Source organism: Streptomyces sp. NPDC048415 (assembly GCF_040651675.1).
GTDB lineage: Bacteria > Actinomycetota > Actinomycetes > Streptomycetales > Streptomycetaceae > Streptomyces.
Genome location: NZ_JBEZKJ010000062.1, coordinates 1 through 16,044, shown reverse-complemented (window position 1 = coordinate 16,044; position 16,044 = coordinate 1). Strand labels below are relative to the sequence as shown.

17 protein-coding genes and 1 pseudogene are annotated in these 16,044 nt (G+C 69.4%); 11 read left to right on the top strand and 7 right to left on the bottom strand.

What is annotated here, in order from left to right:
* The first annotated feature begins 75 nt into the window (after positions 1-75).
* The 3 genes and pseudogenes from AB0D27_RS31145 to AB0D27_RS31135 all read left to right on the top strand — a co-directional run bounded on the left by AB0D27_RS31145 (position 76) and on the right by AB0D27_RS31135 (position 2,621).
* The gene (locus AB0D27_RS31145; RefSeq protein ID WP_362515469.1) at positions 76-570 is read left to right on the top strand and encodes a cupin domain-containing protein; all 495 of its coding nucleotides are present in this window, start codon (positions 76-78) and stop codon (positions 568-570) included.
* An 83-nt stretch (positions 571-653) separates the two neighbouring features.
* Positions 654-881: pseudogene (locus AB0D27_RS31140) on the top strand (DoxX family protein); the annotation flags it as partial.
* 324 nt (positions 882-1,205) lie between these two features.
* Positions 1,206-2,621: a DEAD/DEAH box helicase gene (locus AB0D27_RS31135; protein WP_362515468.1), complete on the top strand. Its 1,416-nt coding sequence runs from the start codon at positions 1,206-1,208 to the stop codon at positions 2,619-2,621.
* 580 nt (positions 2,622-3,201) lie between these two features.
* Here AB0D27_RS31135 and AB0D27_RS31130 read toward each other — a convergent pair.
* Together AB0D27_RS31130 and AB0D27_RS31125 are read right to left on the bottom strand one after the other, a co-directional pair.
* Positions 3,202-3,636, bottom strand: a complete 435-nt coding sequence (locus tag AB0D27_RS31130; protein WP_362515466.1) for a hypothetical protein — start codon at positions 3,634-3,636, stop codon at positions 3,202-3,204.
* Positions 3,637-4,090: 454 nt separating this feature from the next.
* Positions 4,091-4,951: a helix-turn-helix transcriptional regulator gene (locus tag AB0D27_RS31125; RefSeq protein ID WP_362515465.1), complete on the bottom strand. Its 861-nt coding sequence runs from the start codon at positions 4,949-4,951 to the stop codon at positions 4,091-4,093.
* A 514-nt stretch (positions 4,952-5,465) separates the two neighbouring features.
* On the opposite strand from AB0D27_RS31125, the gene AB0D27_RS31120 reads away from it, so the two are divergent.
* Positions 5,466-6,047 carry a DoxX family protein gene (locus AB0D27_RS31120; RefSeq protein WP_362515463.1) on the top strand — a complete coding sequence of 194 codons (582 nt, stop codon included), beginning with the start codon at positions 5,466-5,468 and terminating at the stop codon, positions 6,045-6,047.
* Between the two features lie 381 nt (positions 6,048-6,428).
* Here AB0D27_RS31120 and AB0D27_RS31115 read toward each other — a convergent pair whose 3' ends face one another.
* Positions 6,429-6,971, bottom strand: coding sequence for a polysaccharide lyase family 7 protein (locus AB0D27_RS31115; protein ID WP_362515512.1), 543 nt, complete (start codon positions 6,969-6,971; stop codon positions 6,429-6,431).
* A gap of 141 nt (positions 6,972-7,112) precedes the next feature.
* On the opposite strand from AB0D27_RS31115, the gene AB0D27_RS31110 reads away from it, so the two are divergent.
* The 5 genes from AB0D27_RS31110 (at position 7,113) to AB0D27_RS31090 (ending at position 10,287) form a co-directional block, all read left to right on the top strand.
* Complete coding sequence (locus AB0D27_RS31110) at positions 7,113-7,280, top strand: hypothetical protein (RefSeq protein WP_362515461.1); 168 nt, start codon at positions 7,113-7,115, stop codon at positions 7,278-7,280.
* A 151-nt stretch (positions 7,281-7,431) separates the two neighbouring features.
* Positions 7,432-8,370 carry an RNA polymerase subunit sigma-70 gene (locus AB0D27_RS31105; protein ID WP_362515460.1) on the top strand — a complete coding sequence of 313 codons (939 nt, stop codon included), beginning with the start codon at positions 7,432-7,434 and terminating at the stop codon, positions 8,368-8,370.
* Positions 8,371-8,426: 56 nt separating this feature from the next.
* Entirely contained in the window at positions 8,427-8,984 is a 558-nt protein-coding gene (locus AB0D27_RS31100) for a dihydrofolate reductase family protein (RefSeq protein WP_362515459.1), read from the top strand.
* Positions 8,981-9,295, top strand: a complete 315-nt coding sequence (locus AB0D27_RS31095; RefSeq protein ID WP_362515457.1) for an EthD family reductase — start codon at positions 8,981-8,983, stop codon at positions 9,293-9,295. Before AB0D27_RS31100 ends, AB0D27_RS31095 begins: the two co-directional genes overlap by 4 nt.
* A gap of 272 nt (positions 9,296-9,567) precedes the next feature.
* Positions 9,568-10,287, top strand: a complete 720-nt coding sequence (locus AB0D27_RS31090; RefSeq protein WP_362515456.1) for a DinB family protein — start codon at positions 9,568-9,570, stop codon at positions 10,285-10,287.
* Positions 10,288-10,573: 286 nt separating this feature from the next.
* Here AB0D27_RS31090 and AB0D27_RS31085 read toward each other — a convergent pair whose 3' ends face one another.
* Entirely contained in the window at positions 10,574-10,837 is a 264-nt protein-coding gene (locus AB0D27_RS31085; RefSeq protein ID WP_362515516.1) for a hypothetical protein, read from the bottom strand.
* Positions 10,838-11,141: 304 nt separating this feature from the next.
* On the opposite strand from AB0D27_RS31085, the gene AB0D27_RS31080 reads away from it, so the two are divergent.
* Both AB0D27_RS31080 and AB0D27_RS31075 read left to right on the top strand, forming a co-directional pair.
* Positions 11,142-11,393 (top strand): YlcI/YnfO family protein, encoded by a 252-nt coding sequence (locus AB0D27_RS31080; protein WP_362515455.1) that lies wholly within the window; start codon positions 11,142-11,144, stop codon positions 11,391-11,393.
* A 2-nt stretch (positions 11,394-11,395) separates the two neighbouring features.
* Entirely contained in the window at positions 11,396-11,767 is a 372-nt protein-coding gene (locus tag AB0D27_RS31075) for a toxin Doc (RefSeq protein WP_362515453.1), read from the top strand.
* 639 nt (positions 11,768-12,406) lie between these two features.
* Here the strand turns inward: AB0D27_RS31075 and AB0D27_RS31070 are convergent.
* The 3 genes from AB0D27_RS31070 to AB0D27_RS31060 all read right to left on the bottom strand — a co-directional run bounded on the left by AB0D27_RS31070 (position 12,407) and on the right by AB0D27_RS31060 (position 15,697).
* Positions 12,407-12,655, bottom strand: coding sequence for a hypothetical protein (locus tag AB0D27_RS31070; protein WP_362515452.1), 249 nt, complete (start codon positions 12,653-12,655; stop codon positions 12,407-12,409).
* 589 nt (positions 12,656-13,244) lie between these two features.
* Positions 13,245-14,144 carry a LysR family transcriptional regulator gene (locus AB0D27_RS31065; protein ID WP_362515450.1) on the bottom strand — a complete coding sequence of 300 codons (900 nt, stop codon included), beginning with the start codon at positions 14,142-14,144 and terminating at the stop codon, positions 13,245-13,247.
* 800 nt (positions 14,145-14,944) lie between these two features.
* Entirely contained in the window at positions 14,945-15,697 is a 753-nt protein-coding gene (locus AB0D27_RS31060) for an SDR family NAD(P)-dependent oxidoreductase (RefSeq protein ID WP_362515448.1), read from the bottom strand.
* Positions 15,698-16,044: the final 347 nt, after the last annotated feature.

Here is a 16,044-nt window from a genome sequence, read left to right as displayed (position 1 = left end):
AACGATACCCGTACGGTATCGACGTCACAGAATGGGTCTTGGACAGTCGCAGTGCCCTGGCAGTGGAATCGAAGAATGACTGACGAACCGAAAACCCATGAGCCGATTGCAGACCCCGCCGTATCGGTGGTCGGTCCGGGCGACGGTGAGACGATCTTCCTGGGCACCACGCGACTGCGCGTCCTCGAAGACGGCAGCAGCACCGGGCACCGGCTCGGGCTCGCCGAGTCCGTCCTCGCGCCGCACACGCCCGGACCGCCGCAGCACCGTCACGCCCAGCACGACGAGGGTTTCTACATCATCTCCGGCAGGGTGCGGTTCACGGTCGGAGAGAAGGACTACGACGCGACGGCGGGAACGCTCGTGATGGTCCCGCCCGGAGCCCCGCACACCTTCGCCAATGTCACCGACCAACCGGCCGTCATGCTCAGCACTTTCACGCCAGACCTGTATGTGCAGTACTTCCGAGACCTACAGGACATGATCGCCAGCGGCCAGGCAATGTCCCCACAGGTGAACATCCAGACGATGAGCCGTTACGCCACCGAGCCGGCCACCGACTTCGCCTAGCGGCCGGACGGACAACGCCGCCCGGCTGCCCGTACCGGATCCGTACAGCCAAGGCGGCTCCTTACCTCTGAAGGCCCGGGCCGCTTACGGCCATCGGGGCGATCGAAGTGCTCGGCGCGATCGGGCTGACCCTCCCGCCGCTGACCGGCATCGCGTCCTGGCTGGCCCTGGCTGCGGCCACCGGGTTCGTGGTCCTGCAGATCGGCGCGACCAGGGTTCACCTGAGCCGCGGAGACCGCCGAATCGCCCTTAACATCACGCTCATTCTCGCTGCGGCCGTGACCATCTGGCTCGCGACGACATGGCTGTGACTTCCGGCAAGGCTAGCGACCTATGAGCTCGTACCACGATCATGAGGTGGCGTTCTCGAGCGGCGCCGGCGGATCCGTCCGCAGTCCGACGAGACGAAGCCGTTGCGGTGTTCGAGTCGTCGTTCCCAAGCGCACGGCGAGCCGTTTGAACTGGTGGAGCGGGGCGAAGGTCTGCTCCACTGCGTGGCGGAGCTTGGTTGTGTTAGCGTCAAACGTTTGCACGGTCGTGACGGCTGGTGAATCTGCCCGTCCGGTTCCCGTGTTCGTCGGCTGCTCATTCCTGCCGGGCCTTCCTCGGTACGTTCCCTACGCGGAAGGCTCTTCATGAACCACCCGGACCGCCCCGACACCTCGCACGGCGATCTCGCCCAGCCGCAGACCCTCACCCCGGCGGTGCCCGCAGTGGCCTCCTTCGCCGACCTGGAGCTGCCGGCCGAGGTGCTGCGAACGCTCACCGAGCTCGGCGTGCGCGACCCCTTCCCGATCCAGGCAGCCACGCTGCCCAACGCCCTCGCCGGACGCGACGTCCTGGGGCGCGGGCGCACCGGATCGGGCAAGACGCTCGCGTTCGGCCTGCCGCTGCTCGCACGGACGGCTGGGCGGCGCGCGGAGCCGAAGCAGCCCCTGGCTCTGATTCTGGTGCCCACCCGCGAGCTGGCTCAGCAGGTCACCGAGGCGCTCGCACCGTACGCCGACGCGCTCCGGCTGCGGATGGCCACGGTCGTCGGCGGCATGTCGATCGGCCGGCAGGCCGCCGCGCTGCGCGAGGGGGCCGAGGTCGTCGTCGCCACCCCCGGCCGCCTGCACGACCTCATCGGGCGCAAGGCCTGCCGCCTGGGACGCGTACGGATCACCGTCCTCGACGAAGCCGATCAGATGTGCGACATGGGCTTCCTGCCGCAAGTCACCGAGGCGCTCGACCAGGTGCACCCCGACGGCCAGCGGATGCTGTTCTCGGCCACCCTGGACCGCGACGTCGACGACTTGGTCCGCCGCTACCTCCACGACCCTGTCGTCCACTCGGTGGATCCGTCCGCGGGCGCGGTCACGACGATGGACCACCATGTGCTGGTCGTCCACGGCCCCGACCGGTACGCCGTCACCACGGAGATCGCCGCCCGCGACGGCCGTGTGCTGCTGTTCCTGGACACCAAGCACGCGGTCGACCAGCTCACCCGGCATCTGCGGGCCGGCGGAGTGCACGCCGCGGCCTTGCACAGCGGCAAGTCCCAGCCGCAGCGCACCCGGACCCTCGCACAGTTCAAGAACGGCCAGATCGCCGTCCTCGTGGCGACCAATGTCGCGGCCCGTGGCCTGCACGTCGACGACCTCGATCTCGTGGTCAACGTCGACCCGCCCACCGACCCCAAGGACTATCTGCATCGCGCGGGCCGCACCGCCCGGGCCGGTGAGTCCGGCAGCGTCGTCACGCTGGTGCTGTCGGGCCAGCGCCGCGAGATGAGCCGGCTGATGGCCGAGGCGGGCATCGAGCCGACGATCACCAAGGTGCGCTCGGGCGAGGCGGAGCTGAGCCGGATCACCGGGGCCAAGGCCCCCTCCGGCACCCCGCTCGACGGCGGGGCCGCCGCGTCCCGGCCCAAGAACTCCAACGCCCCCTTCCGCGGCCTGGGCACCAGCAAGGACGCCTCCCGCGGCACCGGCGGCAAGTCCCGCAAGTCCGGCGAGGCCCGCAAGCTCGCCGAGGCCCGCAAGGCGGCCTTGGTCCGGCGCGGTCGCTGAGAGCCGCTGCCTTCGTGGCCGGATATTCGCGCCGGTGCTGCTTGGCGACGGGATCCGGCTGTTCGACAACCCTGGCGGCCCCCCCGTCCAACTCGAGCTGCTCAACGGCGATGACTGCCGCCGCCTGAGGCGCTCCCGGTCCTGACAAAGCTCCGGGAAGGCGTTCCTTCCTGTGCCGTCGGCGACTCTGAAGACTTACGACTGGCGGCCCCGGCCCGTCGGCGGCCGAGGCGACAGCTACCTGTTTTCCAACCTGGCTGGTGACGCGCTGAGTTGATGTGGGCGCTGGGCGCGGAAACAGGCAGAAGTCCTGGTAGATGGGTTGCCGACCAAGAGCAACGTGCTCGAGGGATCGTCTTGGTCTACCGGTACTTGGCCGAGGCCATCGAGCTACTGGCGGTCCTGGCACCGGACCTGCCCCGGATGGTCAGGGACGAGGGAACCACATCCACCTGATACGGCCACGGCCACTGCCCGGGGACCGCAGCGTGGCCCATACCTGTTCGAAAGCGGGGGCGCCACTGACCCGACCTCGCAGAGGAAAGGGACCGACCGGCGGCCGGCCCCCTTTGTGGTGGAATTACCGTTCGCCGTGTCCGCCATTGCCCCCGCGCCCGTTGTCCCCGCGCCCGTGGTCGCCGTTGTCCCCGCGCCCGTGATCGCCGTGGTCGCCGCGCCCGTGGTCGCCGTGGTCGCCGTGGTCGCCGTGGTCGCCGTGGTCTCCGCGCCCGTGGTCGCCGTGGTCGCCGTGGTCTCCGCGCCCGTGGTCGCCGTGGTCGCCGCGCCCGTGGTCGTCGAAGTTACGGTGGTCGTTCTCGTCGTCGTTGAAGCCGCGGTGGTCGCTCCGTCCGTGGTCGCTCCGCTCGTGGTCGTCGAAGCCGCGGTGGTTGTTGTTGTCGCTGTGGACCGCGTGCACCGGTGAGTTGGCCGGTGCGGCGATGGCGGAGGTGGCGGCGCCGCCCAGGGCGAGGGCGACGGCGGCCGTGGCGGCCAGAGGCCAGGTGGCAAAACGCATGACAAGTCTCCTGAATAGAAAGGATTCTGAACGTGGATCAGACATGACCGCTGGTCAGGGTGCGTCAGGCTGGTGGCCTATCGCGTGCTGTGGGCGGGTGGCGCCTGAGCGAGTCAAGCATCGACGTCACGGATGTCCGTTTAATCACTTTTGTCCACGCGGTCAACGCTGCGCTGGCGTGAGCGTGGGGTCAAGCGTGGAGGGGGGTAGTGGCTGTACCAGCGTGGGTGCAATCCCGTGCTTCGATTTTTGAGTACGTGAATGGCGCATTTTGAAGGGCTGGCCGGTGCCGACAGGGTGCGGTGCCCCCTGACCGGGGCCTTCGACCGGTTCGACCGCTTCGGCCGTGAGGGCCGCGATCAGCGGATGTCCGGCGCGCGACCATCGCGTCGTGCATCCGGCACCAGGTCGTTTCCCGGGCTCTGGCGCACGGTGACAGTTCGGTGGTGGCAGGTCAGTCCGGCGAGGTCGGGGGTGGAGGCTGCTCGTCGGCCATCTGACGCAGCCCTGCGGCTGCGTCCGTGTCCACGGGTGTGTAGATCACCACACGCACATCGGGATGGTCCGAGGGTGCCAGGCGGTGTTGCTCGAGCTGCAAGGAGCCGACGACCGGGTGATGGAAGACGCGCTCACGTGAGGTGAACACTTCGATGTCGCCGCTGCTCCAGTCGGTGCGGAAGGCTTCGCTGGCCTTGAGGAGCCGCCCGATCAGATCGGCGATGGGTGGCTCGCCCAGCCTTGGGCCGACCTCGGCCCTGAATTCGGCGAGGAGGTGGCGGCGGCTGGCCTCCCAGTCGGCGATCAGCTCATGGAGATAGGGATCGGTGTACACCAGCCACAGCACGTTGCGGTCCTGGGCTGGGACGGTCGCCACGTTGGGGTACAGGGCCTTATACGCCCTGTTCCACCCCGATATGCACCAGTCGGGTGCTATGGCGTACGAGGGGAAGTCCGCGAGCGCGTCGAGCAGCCGCTGGACGTGGGCCGGGGCCGACGTCGGCAGCGGCTCAGCCGCAGGTCGAGGGGCGGAGTAGCCGGCCAGCGCGAGAACGTAGGTGTGTTCGGCGACAGACAGGCGCAGGGTGCGTGCGACCGCGTCGAGTACCTGCCGGGACGGCTTGATCTCCCGGCCCTGTTCGAGCCACGTGTACCAGGTGACGCTGACGCTGGAGAGAAAAGCGACCTCCTCACGGCGGAGCCCGGACGTTCTTCTTCCGCCGACCGGGGGCAGTCCGAGGTCGGCGCGCACGACATGACCCCGCCGGGCTTTGAGGAAGTCGGCCAGGTCCTGGCGCCGTCGCGCCTCGCCGTTCACGTCTTCCAGGCTAGCGAGTAGTGCCACTTCTAGTGGCGACGCCGTCTTTGCCTCGAAGCGGACCGGGGGCACCATTGCGGCACGGCACGGCTGAGGTCACGCAGCGTTAACCCGCGGGAATCGGGATATGCGGCCGCGGCCCTCTCAAAAGGCAGACCTCTACCAGAGGCCTGCGGAAAACCGTTGGCCGAGAAGGCTGGCAGCTTCACCCATGAACTGCATCACCGAGTGCAACGCCGGCCCCGTTCCCCGCCAGGCACCCGTGCTCATGCTGGGCGGCGAATAAATCACTGGTGCAAGGACGCACCTCGGTCGGCCGACCTGCGGGTGTCGTGTTGGCCCCGGCGGCGGCTTCAGGCGCTGTCCCCGCAGGGGCAACGGTGCCACCTGCACCTCATGAATGCTCAACCGACTTGCTCAACCGACATGACTCCCCACCCCATCGCACCGCCCCGGCAGCAGCCCGCCTCAGCGTTGATGTCCGCCGGCACGCGGTGCCGAAAGAGAGCCAGCGATGAAAATCACCTACGCGCCACTCCAGGCCATCTCCTCACCCCCTGCTCCGGCAGACACCCACACCCGCCGGGCGGATGCTCGCCCCACACAGCCGTCCGTCTCGGCAGCCGATATCGGGCTGCTCCTGCTGCGTGCCACGACCGGCCTGTTGCTGGCCGCCCACGGTGCGCAAAAGCTCTTCGGCCTCTTCGGTGGCCCCGGGCTGCACGCTACCGGCAAAGGATTCGCTGCCCTCGGCTATCACCCCAGCGAGTTCTTCGCCGGCCTCGCCGGTGCCTCGGAGCTCGTAGGAGGGCTCGGTCTGGCCCTCGGTCTGCTGACGCCGCTGGCCGCCGCCGCCGTGGTCGGCGTGATGATCAATGCCATGGTGGTCACGTCGTCGCACGGCCTCTGGGCCACCAACGGTGGCATCGAGTACCCGCTGTCCATCGCCGTGGTCGCCGTCGCCGTCGCCGCCGTCGGCCCCGGCCGTCTGGCCCTGGACCGTCCCTTCCGCTGGCGCGACGGCGGCATGCTCCCGGCCGCCACAGCCTTGTGCCTGGGCGGCATCGGCGCGGCCATCATCCTTGCTCTGAGGTGAACGAAGTACGTCAGGCAGGGCGCTCTCGGCACACGGCGGAGGTGCCAGAGGGAGACGGCTGTCCAGGTCGTCCAGGTCACCCCCGCCCGTGGTGCTCCGCTCACCGCGGTCCGGTAGTCGGTAGTGCACTCCCGGTCGACCGACCGCCGCTCCGCACCACGATCGGCTTCTCCAATGATGGCGCAGAAGAGGTCAACGGCACGCACCGGCAGAGGCCCAGCCCGCTCGGCCTACCGCGCACCGACGATGGCGTCTCGAAGCCAGCGACCGCCGTGACCGATTCATGGCCGGCAGCCTCACTGGCGAGGCCACCCTTTCCCGGCGCGATCAGCGAGCCGCATCAAGCGGGCCCCGAGATGAAGCACGGGAGGAGCGACCCCTTCAGCTGTGCGTCACGGTGACTCCGTACAGGGTGACGTGACCTCGCCGTAAGGCGCCCGCCTTGAAGTAGCCGCTGCCGAACGCGGCGTTGACGCTCGCCTGGAGGTTGCCGTCGTAGTAGACGTCGACCTTCCCGCTGTGGGCCACGAACTTCCCCTGGAAGCGGTCGCCGAGCTGGTAGTTGGACGTCACCAGCTTGTAGTGCGTGGTGTTGTACGAGGTGACGTACAGCTTGCTCCCTTCGAGGCGGAACGAGGTGACGTCGCTCGACTCGTCATGTATCTGCCCCGCCATCACGTGAGGTTTGGTCTTCGGGAGGTGAGTGATTGCCTCGTCGACGACCATCGTGTGGGTCCCCGCAGTGGACGACCAGCTTGTCGTTGCCGACCCGTCCGCGGTCATCTCACGCAACTCGGACCGCGGGTGTCCGGTGTCGCTGGTGGTGGCACCGTTGACCGCGGCCCGCAACAGGATCGCGTTGCAGCTCGAAGCGGTCGTGAGCCAGGGAGCTTTCTTGTACGTCGACAGAGCGGGCTGCTTGATCTCCAGGGGAGAGCCGGAGCTGTTGGGGACGGGCAGCTGAAGCTTCCAGCCCGGTGCTCAGGCCAATGACCGCGGCCGGAGCGGCGCAGGCGGCGGCACCGTCCGCTGCAGGTTGACGTCTGGGGACACCTCTACGCGCCGATGCGGACGCCGGCCCAGGTCGCCGGGCAGCCCGGGGAGTTGATGCTGGGACACGGACGGGATCTGCCCACGGTTACGGCGGCACTGCTGCACGGTGACATCGACGCGGCGTTCGGGCGGGTCCCCCCCCGCTGCCCGCCGGGCTGGCGCACCGCCTCGTCCGCCTAGAACCGGTGGACGCCGTACTGAACGCGGAGTATCCCCTCGCAGCCGAACCGGCGTTCCGGCCCGACCAGTTGCGGCGCAGCGTGCTGTGGGCACCCGGTGCGCTGAACCGGCTCGACTTCCTCCGCCAGTTCGTACACGCCATGATGGGCCGGTGGACTTCGAACCATACCGAGGTGAGCTGGTGGCGTACTGCTACCGGATGCTGGGCTCGTTCCACGAGGCCGAGGACCTGGTGCAGGAGACGATGCTGCGCGCGTGGACGGCTCGCGAGCGGTACGACCGCACGCGCGCGTCCGTACGGACGTGGCTCTACCGGATCGCGACCAACGCGTGCCTGACCGCGATGGAGGCGCGTGCCAGGCGGCCGTTGCCGTCCGGGTTGGGCGCGCCGAGCGACGATCCCGGGGCGCCGCTCACGCCAGCTTTCGACATCCCCTGGCTGCAGCCGTTTCCCGACGCGCGGTTCGACATGGGGGCGCGGGCTGACACGCGGCTCGCGCTGGTGGCGGCGATGCAGGTCCTGCCGCCGCGGCAGCGGGCCGTGCTGGTGCTCCGCGAGGTGCTGGAGTTCAGCGCCGCCGAGGTCGCCGCGCAGCTTGGGACCACGGTCACGGCTGTCAACAGCGCTTTGCAGCGGGCCCGCGCCGCCCTGGCGGACGTGGGCGACGTGGGGGAGATCACCGAGCCGGACGACCCCGAGGTGCGCGCGGTGATTCAACGGTACGTGCGGGCGTTCGAGGCGGCCGATGTCCCCGCGCTCGTGCGGCTCCTCACGGACGAGGCGGTCCTGGAGATGCCGCCGGTGCCGCTGTGGTATCGGGGCCGCCGCGACTACGGCCTGTTCATGAACCGCGTGTTCGAGACGCGTGGGACGGGCTGGACCACGAGGCGCCTCACCGCCAACGGACAGCCCGCGCTCGTCGCGTACGCGCCGGAACCGGGCGGCGGGCATCGGCTGCACACGCTCCAGGTCTTCACCGTCACCGGCGGCCGGGTGGCCCACAATGTCGTGTTCGCCGATCCACGCGTCTTCGAGGCATTCGACCTGCCCGAGCGGATTTCTTCCGACGAGTTCCGCCGCGCGCGATGAGTCGGACCGATGCCGCCGGTATGTACGGGTGAGCATCGATCGAAGGGACACCCATCGTGAGCGTCATCGTCATTCAGTTCGTCACCCTGGACGGGATCGTGTCCGACCCGGACGGGTCCGCAGGAACGCCGACCGGTGGCTGGGCGTTCCGGCACGGCCCCGAGACGGTTGCCGGGGACAAGTTCCTGCTCGGGAGCACGCTGGACGACGGGGTCATGCTGCTGGGGCGTACGACCTGGCAGCTGTTCTCGCGGCTCTGGCCGGGTCGCAACGACCCCTTCTCCGCGCGGATGAACGCCATGCCGAAACTGGTCGCCTCCCGCACACTGACCGACGCGTCGGCGTGGGCGAACTCGCAGGTCATTGACGGCGAGCTCGTCGACGCCGTCAAGCACGCGCGGCGCGATGTGATCATCGCCGGCAGCCTGAGCATCGTGCATGCGCTCATGGCTGAGGACCTGATCGATGAGTACCGGCTCCTGACCTTCCCCACGATCCTCGGCACCGGCGATCGGCTCTTTCCCGCCGGCGGGCCGCCCGCATACCTGGAGTGCCTGTCGACTGCGCGTGCCGGTGCCGCCGTCCTCGCGCGGTACGGGAGGGCAGCACGGTGACGGTTCGCTTCCTCGCCCTGTACGAGACGCCGGTTGACCCCGAGGCGTTCGATCGGCACTACCGCGAGGCCCACATTCCGCTCGGTCGCCAGCTGCCAGGGCTGCGCCGGTACACGGTCGGCCGTGACGTCGCGACCGTACGGGGCGGCGCGCCGTACTACCTGGTCGCCGAGCTGGAATGGGACACGATGGACGAGCTGCGCGCCGCGTTCGCCTCGCCCGAGGGCCGCGCAACCGCCACCGACGCTGCACGCCTCCAGGAGCTCACTCAGGTACGCAGCATGATCTTCACCGTGGACAGTGTGATGTAGTCACAGGCTCAGACGTCGTTTCCTCCTGGTGCTTCCTCCCGGAATGTGCGGCTACTTCGTGATGCCGGGTCGCGCCAGGAGACAGTGAGCCTTTTCCAGCCTCAGCTCGAGCAGGTGACGTGGAGGGTGAGGACGGCCTGAAGGAGTGCGGTGATGCGGGTGGTGCTGCACCGCTTTGTGGGCGGGGAAATCGGTGGCGCCCCGTGCGGTGAACCGTTAACTTCCGCCTGAGCGCAGTGAGGTACGAGACGGGATCGCGAAGGGAGCCAGGCATGGGGACTGAGGGCGCGCGGACCGACCGTTTGGGCTTACTGCTCGACCAGTTCGACCACGCCAGGGAGATGGCCCAGGTGCGGCTGACGGGGCTCGGCAACGAGGAGTACCTATGGGAGCCGGTGCCCGGTTGCTGGTCGATCCGGCGCCGGAGCGAGGCGGCGACGCCCAGGGCGTTCGGGCCGGGCGCGTGGGTGCTCGACTTGGGCGACCCGGGCATCCCGGCAAACGAGTACGCCGAGGTTGCCCGGCAGGCCGCCGGCGGCATGACCGTCGCCAAGATCGCCGATGACTGGAGCGTGAGTGTCGAGCGGGTCGAGCAGATCCTCGCCCACACCGGTGCGCCGGAGCCCGACGAAACGCCGGTCACGACCATCGCGTGGCGGCTGGGGCACCTGCACTTCTGCTTCGCGGGCGGATGGGAGTGGACCTTCGGTGAACGGCAGCAGGAGCCGAAGCTGCTGGTCGACTTCACCCCCTCCGCCGCCTTGGCACTCGAGCGGTTCTGGGCGCTGATCGACCGCTGGCGCGACAGCGTCGCCGCCGTCACCGACGAGCAACTCGACACGGTCGGCTTCTCGCAGTACCCGTACGGCTCCGACCCCGACGACCCATTCATCACCGTGCTGTCGGGGGCCAACCTCGAATTCATCCACCACATGGCCGAGATCGCGTTGCTCCGCGACCTGTGGCGGGCCCGTTTCACCACTCCCGGGTAGGCCCGAGCGCGCCGCGAGGGTGTTCAATGGCGTTTCCGATCCACACGCCAGTGAGCGGTTTGCAACCTGCAGCGTGAGATTGCCAGTTGAGCTGACTGGGCAGCGAAGCCCCTGGTAGTTGGGTTTTCGACCAAGAAATCCGTCTCCACCGGGGACTTCGTGTCTTGTCTACCCGTCCGGCATCGACGAGTCCAGCGCCACCCTGGGCTTGCTGTCCGCCCGCCTGCGCGTCCGCCGCCGCCACCGCGGTACCCGATGGCGCCGGCTGACCATCGGCCGCCGGCAGCTAGTTCGTGTCGGTGAAGATGAGAGCGATGCTTGCGCCGACGATGGTGAGGAGCTGCACGATGGCCGTGCGCGGGCCGGTGACGAGCGTTGCGGAGCCTCTGTCGAGGTGGTTCCTGTCGACGTGGTGGCGGTCGATGTGGTGGCGGTCGATCCACCAGGGCAGTTTCCGCATCAGCAGGACCGCCACGGCCAGCTGAGCGAGCACAGCGATGACGGCAACGATCTGGACCAGGGCGCGGCGGCGCATGAGTTGCGACAGCATGGGCTCATTGCAGCGTGCATCATCTTCCCGGGCTTCCTTTAGCTGTCCCGTAAGAGAGTTGAGACCGAGGCCTCCTCTTGCGGCGGATCAGCTGCCCGCCGCCGTGCGGGCGGCTGCGCCGCGCGCGGTCAGTTCCCGCACCGCCCCGGGCCCCGCCAGGTGGTCGAGGCGTTCTGTGCCGCTGATCAGTTGTCTCATCTCAGTTGTGTCATCGGCACGCAGGCCCGAGCTGAGAGGCGCTCCGTGCCGCTTCAGTTCCGTCGTATCTATCCTTGTGCTGTACGCCGTGCTGTACGGTCGGAACATGTCGAAGTCAGTGACAATCCGGGTCCCCGAAGAGCTCCACGCGCAGCTGCAGGAGCGTGCCGAAACCGAGGGCACGACTGTCACCGCGCTCATCACCGAGGCCGCGCACAACGCGGTCCGCGACCCCCGCCTGGACGGCGCCGCGGAGGTCTTCCGTGCGTTCATCGCCGACAACGCGGCCGCGTTCGACGCGGCGTTCCCCGACGACGCTCCCGCCCGGCTGGACGCCTCCGGACAGGCTGCTGCCTGACCATGGAGCTCCACATCGACATCCGCTGGCTGCTGGAGCGCCAGGCGGAAGTGCTGCCCAAGCACCCCTCGGTCCACGACTTCTCCAATCTCGTGGCCGCCGTCGCCCGTCACCGCGTCAACACCCCCCAGGTCGGCGTCGCCGTCGACAACGCCTGGCGCGCGGCGGCCCTGATGCACGCCATCATCCGGCTGCGCCCCCTCCCGGCCCGCAACGCCCTGCACGGCGCCGCAATCGTCACGGCGTACATGAACGCCGCGGGCGAGGCTCTCGGCCCGCCGTACGGCGCGCTGATCGACCTCGCCCGCGACATCGACGCCGGCCGCACCGACGGGTACGACGCAGCCGACCGCATCCGCTCCTGGCGGATCTGACTCAACCGCGGTGCACCGCCCCGGACTTCCCCTTCGTCCGGGGCGCTGCTGCGTTACCGCACCGTGCAGCGCCTGGTGCAGCACAGCATCACGCGGCGCTCGGGCATGCCACCGGCCTCACCCGTGGCGGACAGCCCCGCATCCCGGCCGGGCCGGTGTTCTGGCGCCTCGGCCGCAAGGGCATGCAGCCTCTCTGGAGCGATCGGCAATCGCGTAAGGAAGACGTACAAGACCGAACTGCGACACGCGGCCAAGCAGCAGGCGGCCGAGCGCGAGGCGTGCCATGCCGTGTGCCGACTGTGGAGCGAAGTTCACCGACGAACGGTGGGAGAAGGCAGCCACGTACTCCGGCCCCCGACCACGGCCGCCGCGCCGCCTGCAAGCGCGACCGTCCCGTCCCGTGCCTCTGCTGGATCGGGAGACGGGCGAATGCACCAGCGAGCACTGACCCGGCAGAGTTCCCCTCGAGAACTGCTGCGCGGGCCGCGCTCACGGACCCTGCCCTGAGCAAGGCAGCCACTGTCACCGAACACCCTCGCGCTGGCCACTCTCAGTGTCACAGTTGGTCGCGCGTCACGGTGTATCGGTCAGCGAGAGGATGCTCCAGGTGGCCACATCCTCAGCCGTGCTCCACTGGCGTCAGCCCAGCACAATCACCACAACGGCACCGTTGCCGCCGTCGAAGCGGTTCAGATCTCCGCGGTCGAACCGGTTGCCGTGGCCGAAGTCGCAGTCGTTCCACCAGCGGCTGTCAAAACAGCGGTTGCCGGGGGCCTGGGCCGGGGTGGCTGCCGATGCCGTACCTGCTGCGCCGATCGCGGCGCCGCCGGCCATCAAAACCCCGACGGCGGACAGCGTGGCGAGACGCCTCGCGCGTTGTGCATTCATGGATCTGCCTTCCTTCCATCCCTCGGGTGGTCTCCGAATCGCGGAGGGTGGCCGCGACCTCGGAGCGAAAGTCCGGCGCGGTCGTAGGTGGTGCCGCATGAGTACGGGAAGCAGGGCCGTCGGCCCCTGGTGAACGGGGTTCACACCGACGCGAAGCCCACGTTGCGGCTCTCCTTCTCGATGCTAATCGCCCACGGACGGCTCGGCATCCTAGGCGCATCGAGATACGGACGCGCGGGCGCCCGTGCGACCTTCCCGCTTCGCAGGGCTCGAGGCTTGATCGACGGGCGCTCACCCGGCGGCCGACGCAGCTCCTTCCCTCGAAGACCGCGGCATCGGCTGGCGCCATGTCCTCACGGAGAGCTGGTACCAGGCACGTATTCGAGGTGCGCGGTATTCCGTTGCGTCGGCCCGGACAAGCGCGCCGGGATGCCGCACGGCCGAGCATCCGCGCACTCCCCACACCACAGCGGCACGGCCGAGCATCCGCGCACTCCCCACACCACAGCGGTCGACGGGTACTGCCCGTGGACGGCGGTCCCACCGCCGTCTGACCTCACGCCTCGCCGCCCTCGGCGCCGCCGAGGGATCAGCCGGCGGACGGCTGCTCGAACGCGGCGATCACGCGCCCCAGATCCTGCCGTCGCGAATCCGCCGGCCACACCGCCCACGTCCGTCGAACGAGAGGGTGGCCGACCAGCGGCGACCAGGCCACACCCTCGGGAATGGGCTGCGACCAGTCCGGCGGAGCCAGTGCAAAGGCCCGCCCGGCGCTGACGGCGGCCAGTTTGACCTCCGCGATCAGCCGCTGCCCCTGCGGTGCCTGCGCTCCCAGATCAAGGCCATGGCTGCGCAGGATGGCCGTCAGCTCGTCGTACCAGGCGGGGCTGTCCGAGCGCGGGAAGGCCAACCACTCCAGCCCGGTCAACGCGTCCAGCGCGATCCCCTCCGGCCCGGACAGCTCCGCCGCCTGCTCCGCGGCCAGCAGCACACCCAACCGTTCCCTGTTGACCAGCATCGCGTCGAATTCCTGCCCGGTCGGACGCTCCCGCAGCAGTCCCAGATCGAGTTCGCCGGCGTGCAGCGCGGTCAGCTGCTCGGACGTGGACAGATGCCGGGCCTGTACCCGGGTGTCGGGGCAGGCCTCGGCCAGCTCTGTGAGCGGGGGACTGAGCAGCCGCGACGGGAACTCCAGCGGAATGCCGATCCGCAGCACGCCGCCGCCCCCATCGGTGTACCGGGCCATCGTCCGCAACGCCTGATCACGCCTGCCAAGCACCGCACGTGCCTCCCCGAGCAGGGCGACGCCCGCATCCGTGGGCTGCACACCGGTGCTGCTGCGCTCCAGCAGTTTCACCCTGAGCTGCCGCTCCAGACCACTGACCGTCTGGGACAACGCAGGCTGGCTGACGTGCAACCGCCGGGCCGCGGCCGAGAAGCCGCCCTCCTCGACCACTGCCACAAAGGCATGCAACTCCCGCAGCTCCATGCCCCTATCGCACCACGCCGAGAACGCCCGATCCACGACCGGCCACAGCCTTGGCTTATGGCCCCCATAACTGCGCGCGCCGCCGCAGCTAGGGCCGCTGCCACGCCGACGACGGCGAACGGCAGGCCGCGGCGTCGTGCGCGGTTCCTGTCCTGCGTACGGCAGATGCACGGGTGCTGGGGTGATGGGCGCGAGCAGTGTCTTACGAAGGTCAGGCTTCCGGAGCGGGGGCGGGAGCGGCGCAGCGCCGCGGAGGTTGCCAGAAGGCCGCAACGGGCTGCAGGTCGTAGCGCTGCGCCACGGCCTCGCGACCTCAGTCACTTACTGGTGGCCGCGGAGCAGGCCGCCGAACTCGCCGGAGCCGACGGGATCGCGCTCGACGCGCACATCGGCTTGCAGTGGGCCGGATTTCTTGCTCCGGGAGCCCCGCTTGGCATGACGAGCTGACCGCGATCCTGCGCGGCGCCACGGCCTGGACCACGGTCCAAAGGCTCCGCAGGGGCAGGCGCTGATCGCCGATGTGAAGTCGGCGGCGGTCCGGGCGGCCCTTCACGCTGGCTCCGCCCGGCTGGCAGCAGCCGCCGCCCGACCACAGACCTGGTCACCGCTGGTCGGCCACCCGCTGACGCGGCGCACCTGGGTGGTGTGGCCGGCCGAGTCGCGCCGTCGTGACTTGGGCGTTCATTGCCGCGCTCGACCGGTCGGCTAGCGCCTGAGCTCCAGGCTCACCCGCCCGTTGCGCCAAGGGCAGGGGCGCCGGGCGGGAGATGCGCCGGCGCCCCTGCGAGGGTTGGTAAGCGTCAGACCGCCGTACGGCCGCCGTCGACGGGCAGGATGGCGCCCTGCACGAAACTTGCCGTGTCACCGGCCAGATAGGCGATCGCCTCGGCGATCTCCTGCGCCTCGGCGGGCCGTCCAGCGGGCGCCTGCGCGGCCAGCGCCTTGAGGTCCTCGCCCATGCCGGCCGTACCCTCCGTACGGGTCGGACCGGGCTCCACGGCGTTGACCCGCACCCCGCGCGGACCGAACTCGGCTGCCCACGCCTTGGTCAGCAGGTTCAATGCCGCCTTGCTGGAGCCGTACAGCGCCATACCCGCGACGCCGTATTCGGCGACCATGGTGCTGACGTTGACGATCGTGCCGTGCCCGCGGTCGGCCATCGCCGGGGCGAGCTGCGCCACCAGGTGGAACGGTGCCTTCACGTTCAGGTCGTAGACGGCGTCCACGTCGCTGGGCGACGTCTCTTCCGTCGGACCGAACGGGAAGATGCCCGCGCTGTTGACGAGGATGTCCACGCGGCCTCCGCCCAGATCGGTGGCCTTCTGCGCCAGCCGCCGGGCCGACTCGGCGTCCCGCAGATCGGCTGCGAGGAAGTCCGCCTTGCCGCCGCGCGCCCGGATGGAGGCGACGACCGTTTCGCCGCGGGACGCATCGCGTCCCGCAACCAGCACGTGCGCGCCGCGCTCGGCGAGCAGCGCCGCGGTCGCGGCGCCGATACCGCTGGTCGCCCCGGTCACCAGGGCCACACGCCCGGACAGATCAACAGAACCCATGAGGGCCGTCCTTCGTATCGGAAAGTAAGGGCCGAACGGGGGCGCGGACGGGGCCGCGTTCCGTCGCCCTGTCACCTCGTCCGTGACGTGACGGGAGTCCCAAGCGTCCGCGCCTTCCGGAGATTCCGTCTTGGCCATAGGCGGATCCGATGCCCCCTATAAGGGCGGAGCCTGCTGCGGTTCAGCATGATCTAGCGCGGAACCCCGGGCGTTCGCGCTCGGGAGGAAGCGCTTCTCTGGACTGCTCTGACTCGCGCGCGTGCATGGGTCTGCACTGTTGGCCTCAGCCGTCTACTGCGGGCGCTGCTGGTTTTCGATGTACTCCTTGATGATGCTGAGCGGGGCGC

What these genes read in the sequence shown, in the direction of transcription:
- AB0D27_RS31135 (WP_362515468.1), top strand. Translation starts at nt 1,206, where the DNA reads ATGAACCACCCGGACCGCCCCGACACCTCGCACGGCGATCTCGCCCAG.
- AB0D27_RS31145 (WP_362515469.1), top strand. Translation starts at nt 76, where the DNA reads ATGACTGACGAACCGAAAACCCATGAGCCGATTGCAGACCCCGCCGTA.
- AB0D27_RS31130 (WP_362515466.1), bottom strand. Translation starts at nt 3,636, where the DNA reads ATGCGTTTTGCCACCTGGCCTCTGGCCGCCACGGCCGCCGTCGCCCTC.
- AB0D27_RS31080 (WP_362515455.1), top strand. Translation starts at nt 11,142, where the DNA reads ATGTCGAAGTCAGTGACAATCCGGGTCCCCGAAGAGCTCCACGCGCAG.
- AB0D27_RS31110 (WP_362515461.1), top strand. Translation starts at nt 7,113, where the DNA reads ATGCGGACGCCGGCCCAGGTCGCCGGGCAGCCCGGGGAGTTGATGCTG.
- AB0D27_RS31065 (WP_362515450.1), bottom strand. Translation starts at nt 14,144, where the DNA reads ATGGAGCTGCGGGAGTTGCATGCCTTTGTGGCAGTGGTCGAGGAGGGC.
- AB0D27_RS31075 (WP_362515453.1), top strand. Translation starts at nt 11,396, where the DNA reads ATGGAGCTCCACATCGACATCCGCTGGCTGCTGGAGCGCCAGGCGGAA.
- AB0D27_RS31070 (WP_362515452.1), bottom strand. Translation starts at nt 12,655, where the DNA reads ATGAATGCACAACGCGCGAGGCGTCTCGCCACGCTGTCCGCCGTCGGG.
- AB0D27_RS31090 (WP_362515456.1), top strand. Translation starts at nt 9,568, where the DNA reads ATGGGGACTGAGGGCGCGCGGACCGACCGTTTGGGCTTACTGCTCGAC.
- AB0D27_RS31085 (WP_362515516.1), bottom strand. Translation starts at nt 10,837, where the DNA reads ATGCTGTCGCAACTCATGCGCCGCCGCGCCCTGGTCCAGATCGTTGCC.
- AB0D27_RS31060 (WP_362515448.1), bottom strand. Translation starts at nt 15,697, where the DNA reads ATGGGTTCTGTTGATCTGTCCGGGCGTGTGGCCCTGGTGACCGGGGCG.
- AB0D27_RS31120 (WP_362515463.1), top strand. Translation starts at nt 5,466, where the DNA reads ATGAAAATCACCTACGCGCCACTCCAGGCCATCTCCTCACCCCCTGCT.